Genomic DNA, 16,684 nt, shown 5'->3' with positions numbered 1-16,684 from the left:
ATCTCTGGGGAGCTTCCGTGACTCGGGAGGCGGGGTCCGCTGAGCGCAGCCTCCAGAGGATTCCGGGGGCGCGTACACAAACGGCCGTCACACAGCGTACCAGGCTGCCGCTCCCCCGGATCTCAGCCGGTGAGGCCGCGGACCCGGGAGTAGACGTCGAGCACGGCGAGGGCCAGCGGGACCAGGCTGAGCAGCACCGCGGCCTCGGTGAGGTCGAGCAGCCGACCCCAGAAGGGTGACAGACCCCTGCGGGGGATGACAAGCGCGATTGCGGTGAGCAGGGCCGCACCGGCGACGACGGACGCGGACAGCCAGACGGTGCGGACCGCGAGGTCGGCGGCGAGGACGGTCGGCGGGTGCAGGGCCAGGCCCAGGACGAGCAGCGCGACGGCGGCGAGGCCCGCGGAGAGGGCGCACGCCACCTGGGACGTGTAGCGGAAGAGGCGGGCCCGCAGCAGCATGGCCAGGCCGGTCGCGAGGGCCAGCAGGCGGCCCCAGGTGTTGTCGGAGAAGCCGAGGACGGCGGCTGCGCCGACGGTCACGGCGGCGCAGCCGGCGACCAGGCCGAGCAGCATCTCGTGGCCGCGGCGGGCCTGGGCGGCGATCTGCTCGGCGTCGAGGGAGCCGCCCTGCTCGTGCGGGTCGGAGCCGGACCGGTCGCCGTACGGATCGCTCTCGTGGCCGTCCGGGGCGTCGGCGTACTCGGCGTACTCGGTGGCGCTCCGGGGGGCGGCGTAGCCGATGGGCAGGCGGGCGAAGCGGGCGGAGAGGCCGGGCAGGAAGGCGACGAGGCCGATGGCCGCGGGGGCGCAGACGGCTGCGGTGGCGGTGGCGGAGGCCTCGGCGGCGATGGCGGCGAAGGCGGCGAGCGTCCCGGTGGCGGCGACGGCGGTGGCCGCGACGAAGGGGGCGTCGCCGCTGGGGGTGACCACGACCAGGGCCGCGGAGGCGACCAGGACGCAGACGCAGCCGAGCAGGAACTGCAGGCGGCCGGGTCCCTGGGCGGCGGCGGGGGCGATGATGCCGGAGCCGGCGATCAGCAGGTGCGGGAGGGCGGCGAGGCCGAGGGCGGCAGCCGAGCCGCGGTCGCGGTAGACCCGGGCGCGCACGCCGGCCACGGCGATGAGCAGGACGCCGGTGGCGCCCGCGATGACACCGGGCAGGCCGTGCATGTCGTGGCGGAGCGGGTCGGCGTACCACAGGACGAGGCCGAGCATGGCGAAGAGGAGGGCGGCGCCGGCCAGGCCGGCGCCGCGCAGCATGTCGTCGCTCCAGCGGTGCCGGTCGCGCACGACGGCGGAGGCCACGGCGTCGGAGACGTCGTCGAAGACGGCCGGCGGCAGGGACTCGGCGAAGGGGCGCAGGCTCAGCACCTCGCCGTCGAGGACCCGTTGGGCGGCGAGCGTGCGGGCGCCGTCGAGCACGGCACCGGAGCGGCGGACCAGGTGGAAGCCGGTCGGGGCGCCGACGGGCTGGGTCTGGCCGGTCAGGCGCAGCAGTTCGGGGTAGACGTCGGCGACGGCGATGTCCTCGGGGAGGGCGACGTCGATCCGGCTGTCGGGTGCCACGACGGTGACCCTGCAGAAGCCCGTCGTTGCGGCCGTACTCACCTGTGTGACCCCCTCGTTGCGGCCCGCACCGGCGGACGGTTCGCGGTTGCGCATGCGGCGCGCGCCACCCTACCGGGCGCGTGCGGGGCCCCCGACCGGGCGTATGCGGGACCCCCGGCACACGTAGGATCGCGGTCGCGGGGAGGAGACCCCCCTTCACACCCGGGACGTGGGGACGCCGGTGGCGACGCCCGTCCGCGTCCATAGGGATTGATGCTCCGGTGAGCCAGATCGTCGTCAAACGCCCGCCCCGGTCCCTGCCGGCCGAAGTCCCTTCGGGGGAGCTGCTGTTGGAGGGTCCTCCGGAGCTGCCGCGGGGGCAGCAGGAGGGCATGCTGATGCAGCTCCTGCCGATGCTCGGCATGGGGTCCTCGGCGGTCTTCTTCTTCATGCCCGGCGGGATGCCGATGATGAAGATCATGGGCGCGCTGATGGTGGCGTCGACGCTCGCGATGGTGATCGCCCAGGTCCTGCGGTACCGCAGGGGTACGCAGGGGCAGATGGCCGATGTCCGCCGGGACTACCTCTCCTACCTCGCGCAGACGCGGCGCCGGGTGCGCCGCACCGCCCGGGCGCAGCGGGACGCGCAGTTGTACCTGCACCCGGCGCCGGACCAGTTGTGGTCGGTGGTGGCCGAGGGGTCGCGGCTGTGGGAACGGCGCGTGGGGGACCCGGACTTCGGGCAGGCCCGGCTCGGACTGGGCGCGCAGCGGCTGTCCACCCCGCTGGTGGCGCCGGACACGGCCCCGGTCGACGAGCTGGAGCCGCTGACGGCGGGGGCGATGCAGCGCTTCCTGCGGGTCCACTCCTCGCTCGACGGGCTGCCGGTGGCGGTGTCGGTCCGGGCGTTCCACCACGTGGCGGTGGGCGGTGATCCGGAGTCGGCACGCGGTACGGCGCGCGCGCTGGTGGCGCAGCTCGTGACGCTGCACTCCCCGGAGGACCTGGTGGTGGGCGTGGTCGCCGCGCCGGGTGCGGTGGCGGCGTGGGACTGGACGAAGTGGCTGCCGCACACGCAGGTGCCGGGCCAGGTCGACGGGGCCGGCACGAAGCGGCTGTTCGGCGACGACCTGGCCGAGCTGGAGGCTTTGTTGGCCCCCCGGCTGGAGGGGCGGTCCCGGTTCAGCCGTGAGGCGTCGCCGGTGCTGGACCAGCCGCACGTCGTGCTGGTGCTGGACTCTGACGCGGCGCGCGGCGGTTCGGTGCCCCCGGACTCGGTGTTCGCGGCGGCCGAGGGCCTGCAGGGCGTCACCGTCGTCGAGGTGGTCGCGGGTGAGGTGGACGACTCCCCCCGCTTCGCCGGGGAGACGCCGCTGCGGGGCGGGCTGTCGGTCGTGGTGCGGCCGGGCCGGCTGCGGCTGGATTCGGGTGCGGGCATCGCGTACGAGGGTGTCCCGGACACCCTGTCGCTGCCCGCGGCGGAGGCCCTGGCCCGGCAGTTGGCGCCGCTGCGCACGGGTGGCGGGGACGACGACGAGCCGCTGCTGGCGAACCTGGACTTCACCGACCTGCTGAACCTGGGCGACGCCGCCGCGGTGGACGTGGCGCGCACCTGGCGGCCGCGGTCGGCCGGCGAGCGGCTGCGCGTGCCGATCGGCGTCGGCGAGGACGGCGCGCCGGTCATGCTGGACCTGAAGGAGGCCGCGCAGGAGGGCATGGGCCCGCACGGCCTGTGCGTGGGCGCGACCGGCTCCGGCAAGTCGGAGCTGCTGCGCACGCTGGTCCTGGGGCTGGCGGTGACGCACACCTCGGAGACGTTGAACTTCGTACTGGCCGACTTCAAGGGCGGCGCGACCTTCACCGGGATGGGGCAGATGCCGCACGTGGCGGCGGTCATCACCAATCTGGCGGACGACCTGACGCTCGTGGACCGCATGGGCGACTCGATCCGCGGCGAGCTGCAGCGGCGCCAGGAGCTGCTGCGGTCGGCGGGCAACTACGCCAACATCCACGACTACGAGAAGGCCCGCGCGGCCGGTGCGCCGCTGGAGCCGCTGGCCTCGCTGGTGCTGGTCATCGACGAGTTCAGCGAACTGCTGACGGCGAAGCCCGACTTCATCGACATGTTCATCCAGATCGGCCGGATCGGCCGCTCGCTGGGCGTGCACCTGCTGCTGGCCTCGCAGCGGCTGGAGGAGGGGAAGCTGCGCGGCCTCGACACGTACCTGTCGTACCGGATCGGCCTGCGGACCTTCTCCGCGGCGGAGTCGCGGACCGCGATCGGGGTGCCGGACGCCTACCACCTGCCGTCGGTGCCCGGCTCGGGCTACCTGAAGTTCGGCACGGACGAGATGACCCGCTTCAAGGCGGCCTACGTCTCGGGCGCCTACCGCTCGGGCGGCCCGGACCTGTCGGTGGGACTGTTCCCGGTGGAGCGCAGGCCCGCGCTGTTCACGGCGGCGCCCGTCCCGGTGGTGTACGCGGCGCCGGACCCGGCGTACCCGGCGGCGCGGTCCTCCGGGGACGGCGACGCGCTCGCTGACACGGTGCTGGACGTGATCGTGGGCCGCCTGGAGGGGCAGGGCGTGCCGGCGCACCAGGTGTGGCTGCCGCCGCTGGACCAGGCGCCGCCGCTGGACCAGCTGCTCCCGGCGCCGGCCCCGAGCGCGGAGCGCGGGCTGCACGCGCAGGGGTACACGCGGCCCGGCGGGCTGGTGGTGCCGCTCGGGCTGATCGACAAGCCCTTCGAGCAGCGGCGCGAGGTGCTGTACCGGGACTTCTCGGGTGCGGCGGGCCACATGATGGTCGTCGGCGGGCCCCGGTCGGGCAAGTCGACGCTGATGCGGACGCTCATCGCCTCGTTCGCACTCACCCACACGCCGCGCGAAGTGCAGTTCTACGGTCTGGACTTCGGCGGTGGAAGCCTGTCGTCGGTCGCCGAGCTGCCGCACGTGGGCGGGATCGCCTCGCGCCTGGACCCGGAGCGGGTGCGGCGTACGGTCGCCGAGGTCGGCGGCATCCTCAACCGGCGCGAGGAGTTCTTCCGGTCGAACGGCATCGACTCGATCGGCACCTACCGGCGGCGCCGGGCCGCGGGCGACCTGCCCGGTGAGCCGTGGGGCGACGTCTTCCTCGTCATCGACGGCTGGGGCACCTTCCGGGGCGAGTACGAGGGCCTGGAGCAGGTCGTCACGGACATCGCCTCCCGCGGCCTGGGCTACGGCATCCACGTGGTGATCACCGCGGCCCGGTACATGGAGGTGCGGGCCGCGCTCAAGGACCAGATGCTCGGCCGGCTGGAGCTGCGGCTCGGCGACGTCATGGACTCCGAATTCGACCGGAAGGTCGCGGCGAACGTCCCGACGGGCATGCCGGGACGCGGCCAGGTGCCGGAGAAGCTGCACTTCCTGGCCGCCCTGCCGCGTATCGACGGCTCGCACGAGGCGGGGGACCTCTCGGAGGCCACGGCCGCCTTCGTGGACGCGGTCAAGCGCAACTGGGGCGGCCAGGCGGCTCCGGGCGTGCGCCTGCTGCCGCGGCTGCTCCACAGCGACCGGCTGCCCCGGGGCGGGGAGCACCCCGGCCGGGGGATCGCGATCGGCATCGACGAGACGGATCTGGAGCCGGTCTTCGTCGACTTCGAGTCCGACCCCTTCCTGCTCGTCTTCGGCGAGAGCGAGTCGGGCAAGACGAACCTGCTGCGGCTCATCGCCCGGCAGATCGCGGAGCGCTACACACCGGACCAGGCGCGCCTGGTCGTGGGCGACTACCGGCGGGGCCTGCTCGGGGCACTGCCGGAGGAGCACCTGCTGGAGTACGCGCCGATGGCGAGTTCGCTGCAGATGCACATGGAGGCGCTGGGCGGGGTGTTCGCACGCCGGCAGCCGCCGGCCGACGTCACGCCGCAGCAGCTGCGCGACCGCAGCTGGTGGACCGGCCCGGACGTGTTCATCGTCATCGACGACTTCGACCTGGTGGCCACGAGCCAGGGCAATCCGCTGGCCCCGCTGGTCGACTTCCTGCCCTTCGCCCGGGACACGGGCGTCCGCTTCGTCATCGCACGGAGTTCCGCGGGTGCCTCGCGCTCGATGTACGAGCCGTTCATGCAGCGGATCAAGGAGCTGGGGGCGCAGGGCGTCGTCCTGTCGGGCGATCCGTCCGAGGGCGACCTCGTGGGCACCGTACGACCGCGGCCGATGCCGCCCGGCCGGGCCTACTTCGTCTCCCGCAAGCGGGGTACGTCGCTGGTGCAGCTCGGTCGGATGCCGGGGATGTAGCGGACGCCGGGGACGCGAGGGGCCCCGGATCGCGGGGAAAGCCGCACCTGTGGCGGGTGCGGCACGGATAATCGGCGGTGAAGACCGCGCCACCGAGGGAAGGGCCGCACATGGGCACCCAGCAGGAGAAGGACGAGCTGTACGCGCTCGACATCAGCGGCGTCGAGTGGGAGGGCCCGCCCGGGACCAGCCCCGACGAGGAGCGGGTCGAGATCGCCCACCTGCCCGAGGGCGCGGTGGCGATGCGGTCCTCCCTGGACCGGGAGACGGTGCTGCGCTACACGGCGGCCGAGTGGGAGGCCTTCGTACTGGGCGCCAGGGACGGCGAGTTCGACCTGGAGCGGCACCGGCCCTGACGGCCCGGGCCCCGTACGCCGAGGGGGCGCGCCCGGTGCGGGCGCGCCCCCTCGGCGGCTACGGCACGGCTGCCGGGCTCAGAAGCCCTCGGTGAACAGGCGCGAGGCGCGCTGGTCCGTCGCACGGTAGTCGTCCTTGCCGCGCTCGATGAGCTGGGCGACCTGCTCGAGCGTGTTCTTCATGTGCTCGGCCTTGCCCTTGTACTTGGCCTGGAGCTGGACGTAGGAGCCGTGCGCCTCGCCGTCCCAGGTGTCCGTGACGACCTTGAGGGCCTGGTCCATCGCGTCCAGGTCCTCGACGATCTTCCTGGAGACCGTGCGGATGCGGTTCGCCATCTGCTGGACGCTCTCGTACTGGACCTTGGTGTGGCCGTCGATACCAGCCATGTTCATCTCCTTCGGGCTGAGCGGTCTGGTCGGGGGCGGCGCGGTCAGATGCCGTTGAGGCCGGAGGTGTTGCCCGGTCCGGCCTGGACCGCCCTGAAGGCCGCGCGCACGTCGTCGTCCTGGGCGTTGCTCAGGTTCTTGGTCTGGGCGACCGCGTTGTGCAGGACCTGGAGCAGCCGGCGGATCTGGTCGTGGTCCTCGTTGACGACCGTCTGGGCCGTGACGAATCCCGAGGCGCCCACACCGGTCCATCCCGCGCCGACGGTGGCGAGGATGTCGGCCAGTTCCCGGGCCTGGGTGGTGACGGCGTTTCCCGTTTCGGAGATCTTGTTCTTGGCCTTGACGATCGGATCGTCCGCAAGTCCGAAATTGTTGCTCATCCGAAGCTCCTCACTTCTCAATTCGCCGGCAGAACCGGCGGATCGCGCGGCGGAGCGGAGGGTCGTCCGGCGCGGTGTCGGGCACGCGCCCGGGACACCCCCCTCCGCCCCACGCGAATCCCCCGATCACAGTCGTGAAGCCTGGCGCCACTCTAGCCAGTTGTCCGTCCTCGCCCAACACCGGTGGGACGTACGGCCCTACGGCGCACGGCCGTTCACTGCAAACGGCCCCGGCGCCTGCGGGCGTCCCGGACGACCGTCGCGGTGCCCGCGATGACGGCGACGAGGACGCCCGCGGTGCCCAGGGCGTAGGTGCCGAGCCGTTCCTGGCGTTCCTGCGGCGTCTCCGCGAGCTGGAGCGCGGCCGCCTCCGGGGCGGCCGCCGGCGGCGGACCGGGATCGGGGACCGGGGGTTTCGGGAGCTCGCGGTCCTGGCCCAGGGCGCGGACCGGGTCGACGATCCCCCACCCGACGTAGTCGTCGCGGCCGTTGACGGCGCGTTCGGCGGTGTTCTGGATCTGCCAGACGATCTGCTCCACGGTCCAGTCCGGGTGCTCCGCGCGCAGCAGCGCGGCGACGCCGGCGACGTACGGGGCGGAGAAGCTGGTGCCGTTGTCGATGCACTGGCCGAAGCCGGGGACGGTGGAGACCATGTCGACTCCGGGCGCGGCGACCCCGATGAAGTCGCCGGGCTGGGAGAACGCGGCGCGCTCGTTGTTGCGGTCCGAGGAGGCCACGGCGAGGACGCCGGGGAAGGCGGCCGGGTAGGTCCTGCGCTTCTCGCCGCTCATGCCGTCGTTGCCCGCCGAGGCGACCACGACGACCTTGGCGTCGATGGCCTTCCTGACCGCCGCGCCGAGGGCGGAGTCCGCCGAGAGGGGGACGTCGGTGTCCTGGGAGATGTTGATGACCTGGGCGCCCTTGGCCACCGCGTGGTCGATCGCGGCGGCCAGCGAGGCCGCGTCGCCCTGGCCCCGCCCGTCGTTCTGCCGGATCGGGATGATCGTCGCCTCCGGGGCCAGGCCCACGAAGCCGGTGCCGGCCTGGGGGCGGGCCGCGATCAGTCCGGCGACCTTCGTGCCGTGGCCGACGCTGTCGGCGGTGCCGTCCCCGCGGCCCCCGGCGTCGACGAAGTCCCGGCCGGCGCCGACGTCGATCGCTGCGCTGAGCTGCGGGTTCACCCGGTCGACCCCGGTGTCGATGACGGCGACGCGCACGCTCCTGCCGCTCGCGTCCCGGCCCCTGGTCCGCGCCCAGAGCTCGTCGAGGAGCAGCCGCTGGAGGGCCCAGGGCCGGTCCTCGATCTGCTTCCTCATCGGAAAGGTGCACTCGCCGGCGCCGTCGGGGCGCAGGGCGTACGGGGGCCGCGGCGCGGGCGCCGCCACCGCGGCGGCCGGCGTCCCCGTGAGGACGACCAGGGTGAAGGCGGCGGCGAGGAGCGCCCAGCGCCCGCGGGGCGGGCGGAGCGCCGGGGGTGGGGGGACGGGCGGGCGGAGCGCCGGGGGTAGCGAGGCGCGCGGGCGGGGCGTCGGCGGTCGGGACATCGGCGGCCTCCTCACGAACCCTGCGGCTGGCGAGCCGAGTTGGTGTCCAGGCGGGGTCCCTTGGAGAGGAACTCCGACCAGGCGATCGGCACCATGGCCGGGGTGACGGACCCGTAGCCGAGCCGGATCTGCGCCTGGCTGGCTTCGGGGCGGGCGTCCGCACCCTCCTTGCCCTGCTGGTCGGCCGCGCCGATCCTCGACTTCTCGCTGTCGCTGTCGCCGTTGGCCTGGACGGCGTACCGCAGACCGGTGTCGGTGACCAGGAAGAGGGAGCCGCCCGCCGAGGTCTGCCTGCCCTGGACCTGGGTGTAGAGCAGTCCCGAGCCCGGGGTGACGTAGGCGCTGGTGCCGCTGGCGGTGATGTCGAGGGGGTAGGCCTCGCCGGCCCAGGTGCTCAGGGTGGCGCCGCCCTGGCCGTCGACCGCGCGCAGCACGTTGCAGACGGTGTCGCGGCTCCCGGCGCCGGCCGCCTGCGCGCCGGCGGGAGCGGCCGCGTTGACGCGCTCCGTCTTGTGCCGCGGCCAGCGGACGCTGCCGGCGAAGGGGGTGGCGTCCGGGTCGAGGGCCTGGAGATCGATCTCCCGGGCCCTGCCGTTCATGTCGAGCCCGTCGGTCTCGGGCGCCGAGATCAGCAGCCAGGCGGCGAATCCGGAGACCGGCGCGACCCGTCCGGGCAGCACCACGTAGTGCTGCGTGCCGGATCCGGTCTGGGCCGTGAGCACCATGCCGACGAGGTTGTCGGCGGTGGCCAGGCCCCTGACCCCGGCCTGGGTGCCGGCCTTCGCGGGCAGCTGCGGGAACGCGAGGTCGTCGCCGGCCGCGAGGGTGGCCAGCCATTCCTCCGTGACCTGCTGCGGGGTGGCGCCGGTGCCGACCAGGGCGGTGGTCATCGTGCCGGCGGCCGGGGTGCCCTCCGGGAACCGGTACTTCGTACCGGTGGCGTCGACCAGGTAGCGCTCCTTGCCCGGCCCGGTGCTCTGCACGTACAGCGCCTGGCCCTCGCCGAGCCGGCGCCCGTCGTCCAGCACGCGCGCCTCGCGCTCGGAGAGCACGAACGCGGCGGTCTGCACCCCGCGGTTGTTGCCGCCCGGCTGCTGGCAGACCGCCCACCGCTTGGCCTTCCCGGCGTCCTCCTTGGCGGGGAGCCGGTCGGGGGCGTACGGGATGCCGATGATCGGGCCGCGCGGCGGCCTGCCCCGGTCCAGGACCTTGTCGTCGACGTGCACCACCTTGGACTTCGCGTCGTTCAGCAGGAGGCGGGCGGAGGCCAGGTTCAGGACCGGGTGCAGCCGGGGCCGGTCCTTGCCGTTCACCTTGGTGTTGAGGACCACGTACCGGGTCGTCGACTGCTTGCCGACGACGACCTGGGTGCCGGGCCGGTCCCAGCCCTTGGGGGCGGTCGGCTTGAACATCCCCCACGCGCCGAATCCGGCGACGATCAGCGCACCGACGACCAGCCCCGGCACGACCGCCCGCAGCGGGCGCGGAGCGCCCTCCTCGGTCCCCGCGGCGGACGGCTGGAGGAACGCGGCCACCGTGCGCCGCTTCGCGAAGGTGTACGCGTTGAGCTCATCGCGTCGTGATGCCATGACCGCCTGCTTCTCCCCGCACGACCCGGCCGGTGGGTACGGTCCCCGGGCCTCGATGGTCGGATCGGGGACCTACTATGCCTTCTGGCGGCGGGTGTTCGGGGTCCGGGTAGGGTGAGCCCACCGCCCGGCGCCTCCCGAACCGGGGGCGGTCAGGGCCTGTCGGGGTGGATTGGGGAGGTTCCGGAGCCGTGCGGCGGGTGCCGCGCAGAACCGGGGCCCACGGGGCCCGGCCCCGGAAAGGGGAGGTGGGCGCGTGAGGGCCACCGCGACGCAACCGCAGGCCGCTCCGGCCGCTCCGGCACGCGGCGGGGTGACACCGCATCCGATGCCGACCCCCGACCGCTTCGGTCCGTTCCGACTGCAACAGCTCGTACTCCTCCAACTGGCCGCCGCCGGGCTGTTGACGGCCTGGGCGGTCGAGCCGCTGCTGCTGGTCCCCGCCGGTGCGGCGGCGCTCGTCCTCGTGGTGCTCGCCGTCGTACGCCGCCACCAGCGCTCCCTGCCCGAGTGGATCGGCGGGGTGCTCGCCCTGCGCACGCGCCGCCGCCGGGCCGCCGCCCTGGCCGTGCCCGCGGGCACCGAGCCGGGCCTCGCCCCGCTGGTCGAGGCTGACCCGGCGCTGCGCACGATGACGTTCCACGACCGCGAGCGGCGGCCGGTCGGGCTGGTCGGCGACGGGACCTTCCTGACCGCCGTGGTGCAGGTGGACACCGACGCCACCGCGCTGCGTCCCGAACGGACGGACCGGCCGCTGCCGTTGGGCCTCGTACGGGACGTCCTGGACGTGGACGGCATCCGGCTGGAGTCGGCGCAGCTGGTGCAGCACACCCAGCCGGCGCCGGCCCCCCACCTGCCGGCCCGGTCGATGGCCGCGCGCAACTACGCGCCGCTGCAGGCCCGGACGGGCACTCCGGCGGTGCGCCTCACCTGGATCGCGCTCAAGCTCGACCCGGAGCTCTGCCCCGAGGCGGTCGCCGCGCGCGGAGGCGGCTTGGCGGGCGCGCAGCGGTGCGTGGTGCGGGCGGCGGACCAGCTCGCGAGCCGGCTGGCGGGCGCCGGGTTCAGGGCCACGGTGCTGACCGAACAGGGGCTGACGGCCGCGCTGGCCACCTCCTCGTGCGCGAACCCGATGGCGATCACCCAGGCGGGCCGGTCGTCCGGGACGGGGCGGCGCACGGAGGAGACCTCGCGTACCTGGCGCTGCGACGACCGGCGGCACACCACCTACTGGATCGGCCGGTGGCCGCGGTTGGGCGGCGCGGGCGCGGCGGCGCTGCCGCAGTTCGTGGCGCTGCTCACCTCGCTGCCGACCCTCGCGACGAACTTCAGCCTGACGATGGCCCCGGCGGGCCGGCAGGGCGTGACACTGACCGGACACGTACGGGTGACCGGCCGCAGCGACGAGGAACTGATCGCCGCACGGCGGGAGTTGGAGCGGACCGCGAGGGGCGTGAAGGCCGGGCTGGTCCGGCTGGACCGGGAACAGGTGCCGGGGCTGCTGGCCTCGCTGCCGCTGGGAGGCGCGCGATGAGGGGCGGTTTCGGGCTGGTCGGCCCGCGCCGGGAACGGCACGTGCTGCCCGCAGCGGACCTGGACGCGCTCGCGGTGCCCGTCGGGGACGACGGAGTGGTCATCGGTGTGGACGCCGAGGGCCGGCCGGCGGTGCTCGGCGTCAACCGTCCGACCCCGTACGAGGTGACGCTCATCGGCGGCCTCTGGACGGCGCAGGTGCTGGCGCTGCGGGCGGCGGCCACGGGCGCGCGGGTGGCGGTGGAGACCGGACGCGGCCAGGTGTGGCAGGGGCTGGCCCGGGAAGCGGGCGGCGGGCAGCAGTGCGTGACCCTGCACGAGGTGGGCCGGGTACCGCCGCAGGGCGCCTCGGCGGGCAGCCCGGTCCTGGTCGTCCGCGACTGCGGGATGCGGCCGCCGCGCGGGCGCGTGGTGGCCGGGCCGTGGCAGTCGGTGCTGACGCTGCTGCCGTACCTGAGCCCGACGGCGCCGCGCTTGCTCCAACAGGCGGCGCTGGCGGGCGTGCAGCGGGTGTCGCCGGACGAGGCGGAGCACATCGGCCGGCTGATGAACCTGCCCCGGTCGGCGGTGGACTCCCTCCCGACGCTGGGCGACGGGGTGACCCTGTGGTGTACGCCGCGGGACCGGCGGTTCGTGATGACCCAGGGGACGGACGCGGAGACGGGCCTGCTGGGCCCGGCGCGCCGGATCGACTGAACCGGGCCGTCCGGCGCCCCGGGCGGGGAGGGCGCGGTGCCGGGGCGGACACTGGTGTCGGGGAGCGCGATTAGGCTGAGCGCGGGCGCGGCGTCGAGGTGGGCGCCGGACCGGTGTTCGACAGACCAGGAGGACCAGTGAGCGGCGATCGGAACGAGACGCGCGGCGGGACGTGGGACGTCCCGACGGACGATCAGTCCGACGCGGAGCCCGAGCTGACGGGCGAGTTCACCATCGACTACACCCCGCCGGCCTGGTACACGCAGGGTGCGGCTCCGGCCGCGGTGCCGGGACTGCCCGAGGGGAGCGGTTTCGAACCGCACCGGCCCTCGGACGTGACCTCGCCCCCGACGATGCGGATCGCTCCGCCGGCGCCCCGGGCCCCGTCGGACGGTACGGGCCTGCCCGCGCCGGTGGCGCCGGCCGCCGCCGCTCCGGCTCCGGTTCCGCTGGTGGCGCCCGGGGCGTCCGTCCCGCCCGCGGAGGCCGGGGCACCCGCGGCCGACCCGTACGCGGCCGCGGCCCCGGCTCCCGGCGCACCGGAGACGGCAGCCCCGCCGGCGGCGGAGCCCCCGACGCCGTACCGGCCCCAGGCCCAGCCCCCGTCCCAGACGCCGGCCCCCGCTTCGACTCCGGGTTCGGCGTCGGCTCCGGGTTCGGACTCGGCCCCGTTCCAGGCGTCGGCCCCGGCCCAGGGCGGGACTCCCGCTTCGGTCGAGCCGCCGACCCCGTTCCAGGCCCAGGACCCCGCTCCCGGCGAGCCTGCGCCCCCCGGCCACGCCCCGGTTCCGGGTCAGTCTCCGGTCGAGCCGCCGACTCCGGCCCAGGGCGCGGCTCCCGCTTCGGCTGAGCCTTCGGCCCCCGCACAGATCCCGGCTCCGGCCCCCGGCGGGGCTCCGGCACCCGCGTCGGCACGGATCGAGCCCCCGGCCGCGTTCCGGACCGAGCCCCGGGACTCCGTCGAACCTCCGGCACCGTTCCGGGCCCCGGCTCAGGGCGAGGCGGCCCCCGAGTCCTTGGGGACCCCGGCACCCGCAGCCGACGGTGCGGACGCGGTCGCCGCGGAGCCGCCGGCCCCGTACCCGGCCTCGGCCCCGGCCGCTGAGCCAGGCGCCACCGCGCCCGCGCCGTACTCCTCCCCCGGCCCCGCAGCCCCGGCGCCGGTCGCGGGCGAGCAGGCGGGCCCGTACCGGTCCCAGGCTCCGGCCGAGGGGTCCGTGCCCCACCCGTACGCGGCCCCGGCACCGGCCCCGTACGCGGGACACCCGACCGGGGTGCCCGCGCCCGGCCCGTACACCCCGGCGGCCCCCGGCCCCGCGGCCCCGTTCCCCGGCTCCGGGGTTCCGGCGCCGGTCCAGGACGCGGTCGGCCCGTACGCCGCCCCCGCCCCCGATCCGGCGGACCGCCCCGCGCCCACCCCGTTCGGGGCAGTCGGCGCCGACCACCCCTTCGGGGGACCGGGTGAGGAGCCCGCGGCCCCGCCCGCCGGCTTCGCCCCGCAGGACGCGTACCCCTACCCGCCCCAACCGCAGGCCCCGCAGCACGATCCCCGCTCCGGCGCCCAGTGGCCCACCGGCGGACCGCAGCCGCACGAGCCACACCATGCCTCCGGGCACGCCACCGGCGGTGCGCCGCTCGGCTACACCGCGGCCGTGGAGCTGTCCTCCGACCGCCTGCTGCGCGCCAAGCAGAAACCGAAGAACAACAGCGGCGGCAACGGCGGCGTCGGCGGCCGGTTCCGCTTCGGCGGCAAGGCGGCCGAAGCGGAGCGCCAGCGCAAGCTGGAGCTGATCCGCACCCCGGTGATGTCCTGCTACCGCATCGCCGTGATCAGCCTCAAGGGCGGTGTCGGCAAGACCACGACCACCACCGCCCTCGGCGCCACCCTCGCCACCGAGCGCCAGGACAAAATCCTGGCCATCGACGCGAACCCCGACGCGGGCACCCTCGGCCGCCGTGTCCGCCGCGAGACGGGCGCCACGATCCGGGACCTGGTCCAGGCGATCCCGTACCTGCACTCGTACATGGACATCCGGCGGTTCACCTCGCAGGCGCCCTCCGGCCTGGAGATCATCGCCAACGACGTGGACCCGGCCGTCTCGACGACCTTCAACGACGAGGACTACCGCCGCGTCATCGACACCGTCGGCCGCCAGTACCCGATCGTCCTCACCGACTCGGGCACCGGCCTCCTCTACTCCGCCATGCGCGGCGTCCTGGACCTGGCCGATCAGCTGATCATCATCTCGACGCCGTCGGTGGACGGCGCGAGCAGCGCCAGCACCACCCTCGACTGGCTCTCCGCCCACGGGTACGCCGACCTCGTCTCGCGCTCCCTCACCGTGATCTCCGGAGTCCGCGAGACGAGCAAGATGATCAAGGTCGAGGACATCGTGCAGCACTTCGAGACGCGTTGCCGCGGCGTGGTCGTGGTGCCGTTCGACGAGCACCTCGCCGCCGGCGCCGAAGTCGACCTCGACATGATGCGTCCCAAGACCCGCGAGGCGTACTTCAACCTCTCCGCCCTGGTCGCCGAGGACTTCGTCCGGGCGCAGCAGCAGGCTCCGCAGGGCCATTGGGGAGCCCCGCAGCAGCACCGGGCCCCGCAGCCGCAGCCGCCGCAGCCCCACCAGGCGCCGTACGGCCGGCCCCAGGGCCCGTACGAGCAACCCCAGCAGCCCCAATCCCAGCAGCCCTACCCGCAGCCCGGTCAGCCCTGGCAGCAGCCGTCCGCCCCACAGCAGCACCCCCCGCAGCCGGCCCAGCCGCCGCGCGACCCCCGGCTCGGCTGACGGCGGGCGGCCCGCGCCGCGCGGCCCGCGGCGACGACAGCGAGAAGGGCCCGTACCGCCCCCGGGGCGGTACGGGCCCTCGCCCGTTGCTGCGGTACCGCCGCAGCGGCGTCAGTGCTCCGTGTCGTAGGACCCGGTCAGTGCCCGGGCCTGCTTCACGTCGTCGGCGATGGCCTCCAGCAGCCCGTCCAGCGATTCGAACTTCGCCATCCCGCGTACGTAGGCGAGGAAGTCGACGGCCACGTGCAGGCCGTACAGGTCCAGCCCGACCCGGTCGATGGCGTACGCCTCCACGGTCCGCTCGGTCGCGTCGAACTGCACGTTCGTGCCGACCGAGATCGCCGCGGGCATCCGCTCGCCGTCCGCGGTCAGCCAGCCCGCGTACACGCCGTCGGCCGGGATCGCCGTGTGCGGCCTGGTCTCGACGTTCGCCGTGGGGTAGCCGAGCTCGCGCCCGCGCTGCGCGCCGCGCACCACGACGCCCTCGACCCGGTGCGGGCGGCCGAGGATCTCGGCCGCGCCGTCCATGTCGCCCTCGCCGACGAGCCTGCGGGCCAGGGTCGAGGAGAAGGGCACTCCGCCGCCCGCCGCCCCGCGCACGACGAGGTCCACGACCTCGACCTCGTAGTCGTAGGTCGCGCCCAGCTCGCGCAGGAAGTCGACGTCCCCGGCGGCCCGGTGGCCGAAGCGGAAGTTCGGGCCCTCGATGACGGCGCGCGCGTGCAGCTTGTCGACGAGCACCTTCACGATGAAGTCGGCCGGGGACAGCTGGGAGAACTCCGCGGTGAACGGCAGGATCAGCAGCGCGTCCACGCCCAGACCGGCCATCAGCTCGGCGCGCCGGTCGTACGGGGCCAGGATCGGCGGGTGGCTGCCGGGGCGGACGACCTCGCTCGGGTGCGGGTCGAAGGTGACGACGACGGACGGGACGCCGAGCTCGCGCGCCTTCGCCACCGCCCGCCCGATGATCAGCTGGTGGCCCCGGTGCACACCGTCGTAGGAGCCGATGGTGACGACGCTGCGTCCCCAGTCCTGGGGGATGTCCTCCAAGCCACGCCAGCGCTGCACTGTGACCGCTCCTCGCCCGAACCCGTGTAGGACCCTGTACCGATTGCCGATTGCAGGTCTAAGACTGCCATGCCCGTGCCCGGTGCCCCGCATCGGCGTCGGAGTCGGCCGACCACCGTGCCGGATCGTCACGTCGCGTCCGGGGCCGCGCCGCGTGCGGGGCGGCCCCGGGGCGGTGCGCGAGGTGTTCCGTCGGAGGCCGCCTGCGCGCCGGACCGGTCCGGGCGTCATCAGTGCGGCGAACGCGCCCCCTTGCGCTCCCTCCATTCACTCCGCGCGCCTGCTCGGAAGGGTGAATAGAGCGGTCGGGGTGGATAGAGACCTACCCGAGGGGGGTCGTGGAGCGGCGAGCGGCCACAGCTGTGCGCTCGCCGCTCCACGTCGAGACGACGGAGGCCCGGTTGCCGCCCCCGAAGGGGCACGCAACCGGGCCTCGGCCCGTCCGCCCCGGCCTCAGACCCCGGACCCCCATCCCCTGCCGGGACCCGGAACCCGGCCTCGGGTCCCGGCCC

Annotated in this window: 11 protein-coding genes; 5 read left to right on the top strand and 6 right to left on the bottom strand. The window is 74.9% G+C overall.

The genetic code is table 11. The features are described 5' to 3' along the window. Positions 1–122 precede the first annotated feature (122 nt). On the bottom strand, positions 123–1,664 hold the full coding sequence (gene eccD / locus ACFWU6_RS06405) for a type VII secretion integral membrane protein EccD (protein WP_383978877.1): 1,542 nt from the start codon (positions 1,662–1,664) through the stop codon (positions 123–125). Positions 1,665–1,831: 167 nt separating this feature from the next. On the opposite strand from eccD, the gene eccCa reads away from it, so the two are divergent. Both eccCa and ACFWU6_RS06395 read left to right on the top strand, forming a co-directional pair. Continuing rightward, entirely contained in the window at positions 1,832–5,827 is a 3,996-nt protein-coding gene (gene eccCa, locus ACFWU6_RS06400; protein WP_383978874.1) for a type VII secretion protein EccCa, read from the top strand. A gap of 110 nt (positions 5,828–5,937) precedes the next feature. Further along, a complete protein-coding gene (locus ACFWU6_RS06395) occupies positions 5,938–6,183 on the top strand; it encodes a DUF397 domain-containing protein (RefSeq protein WP_383809835.1) in 246 nt (81 codons plus the stop codon). A gap of 78 nt (positions 6,184–6,261) precedes the next feature. Here the strand turns inward: ACFWU6_RS06395 and ACFWU6_RS06390 are convergent, their stop codons facing one another. From ACFWU6_RS06390 to eccB, 4 genes are all read right to left on the bottom strand, one after another. Further along, positions 6,262–6,570, bottom strand: a complete 309-nt coding sequence (locus tag ACFWU6_RS06390) for a WXG100 family type VII secretion target (protein WP_383809837.1) — start codon at positions 6,568–6,570, stop codon at positions 6,262–6,264. A gap of 44 nt (positions 6,571–6,614) precedes the next feature. Continuing rightward, complete coding sequence (locus ACFWU6_RS06385; RefSeq protein ID WP_383809840.1) at positions 6,615–6,950, bottom strand: WXG100 family type VII secretion target; 336 nt, start codon at positions 6,948–6,950, stop codon at positions 6,615–6,617. Positions 6,951–7,165: 215 nt separating this feature from the next. After that, positions 7,166–8,494 carry a type VII secretion-associated serine protease mycosin gene (mycP, locus tag ACFWU6_RS06380; protein WP_383978871.1) on the bottom strand — a complete coding sequence of 443 codons (1,329 nt, stop codon included), beginning with the start codon at positions 8,492–8,494 and terminating at the stop codon, positions 7,166–7,168. Between the two features lie 11 nt (positions 8,495–8,505). Next, positions 8,506–10,083: a type VII secretion protein EccB gene (gene eccB / locus ACFWU6_RS06375; RefSeq protein ID WP_383809846.1), complete on the bottom strand. Its 1,578-nt coding sequence runs from the start codon at positions 10,081–10,083 to the stop codon at positions 8,506–8,508. Between the two features lie 256 nt (positions 10,084–10,339). Here eccB and eccE point away from each other — a divergent pair, with 256 nt between their 5' ends. From eccE to ACFWU6_RS06360, 3 genes are all read left to right on the top strand, one after another. Continuing rightward, positions 10,340–11,617: a type VII secretion protein EccE gene (eccE, locus tag ACFWU6_RS06370; RefSeq protein ID WP_383978869.1), complete on the top strand. Its 1,278-nt coding sequence runs from the start codon at positions 10,340–10,342 to the stop codon at positions 11,615–11,617. Next, entirely contained in the window at positions 11,614–12,312 is a 699-nt protein-coding gene (locus tag ACFWU6_RS06365) for a hypothetical protein (protein ID WP_383978866.1), read from the top strand. The genes eccE and ACFWU6_RS06365 overlap by 4 nt, the downstream gene beginning before the upstream one ends. 137 nt (positions 12,313–12,449) lie before the next feature. Further along, positions 12,450–15,104 carry an SCO5717 family growth-regulating ATPase gene (locus tag ACFWU6_RS06360; protein WP_383978863.1) on the top strand — a complete coding sequence of 885 codons (2,655 nt, stop codon included), beginning with the start codon at positions 12,450–12,452 and terminating at the stop codon, positions 15,102–15,104. Between the two features lie 111 nt (positions 15,105–15,215). On the opposite strand, the gene ACFWU6_RS06355 is transcribed toward ACFWU6_RS06360, so the two are convergent. Then, positions 15,216–16,172 carry a bifunctional riboflavin kinase/FAD synthetase gene (locus ACFWU6_RS06355; RefSeq protein ID WP_383809856.1) on the bottom strand — a complete coding sequence of 319 codons (957 nt, stop codon included), beginning with the start codon at positions 16,170–16,172 and terminating at the stop codon, positions 15,216–15,218. Between the last annotated feature and the right edge of the window lie 512 nt (positions 16,173–16,684).

It is taken from the genome of Streptomyces sp. NPDC058674 (assembly GCF_042716505.1).
In the GTDB taxonomy this organism is placed as follows: Bacteria; Actinomycetota; Actinomycetes; order Streptomycetales; family Streptomycetaceae; genus Streptomyces.
Note: the sequence above shows the minus strand (reverse complement) of the source record. Positions and strands in the feature narration are given on the sequence as shown.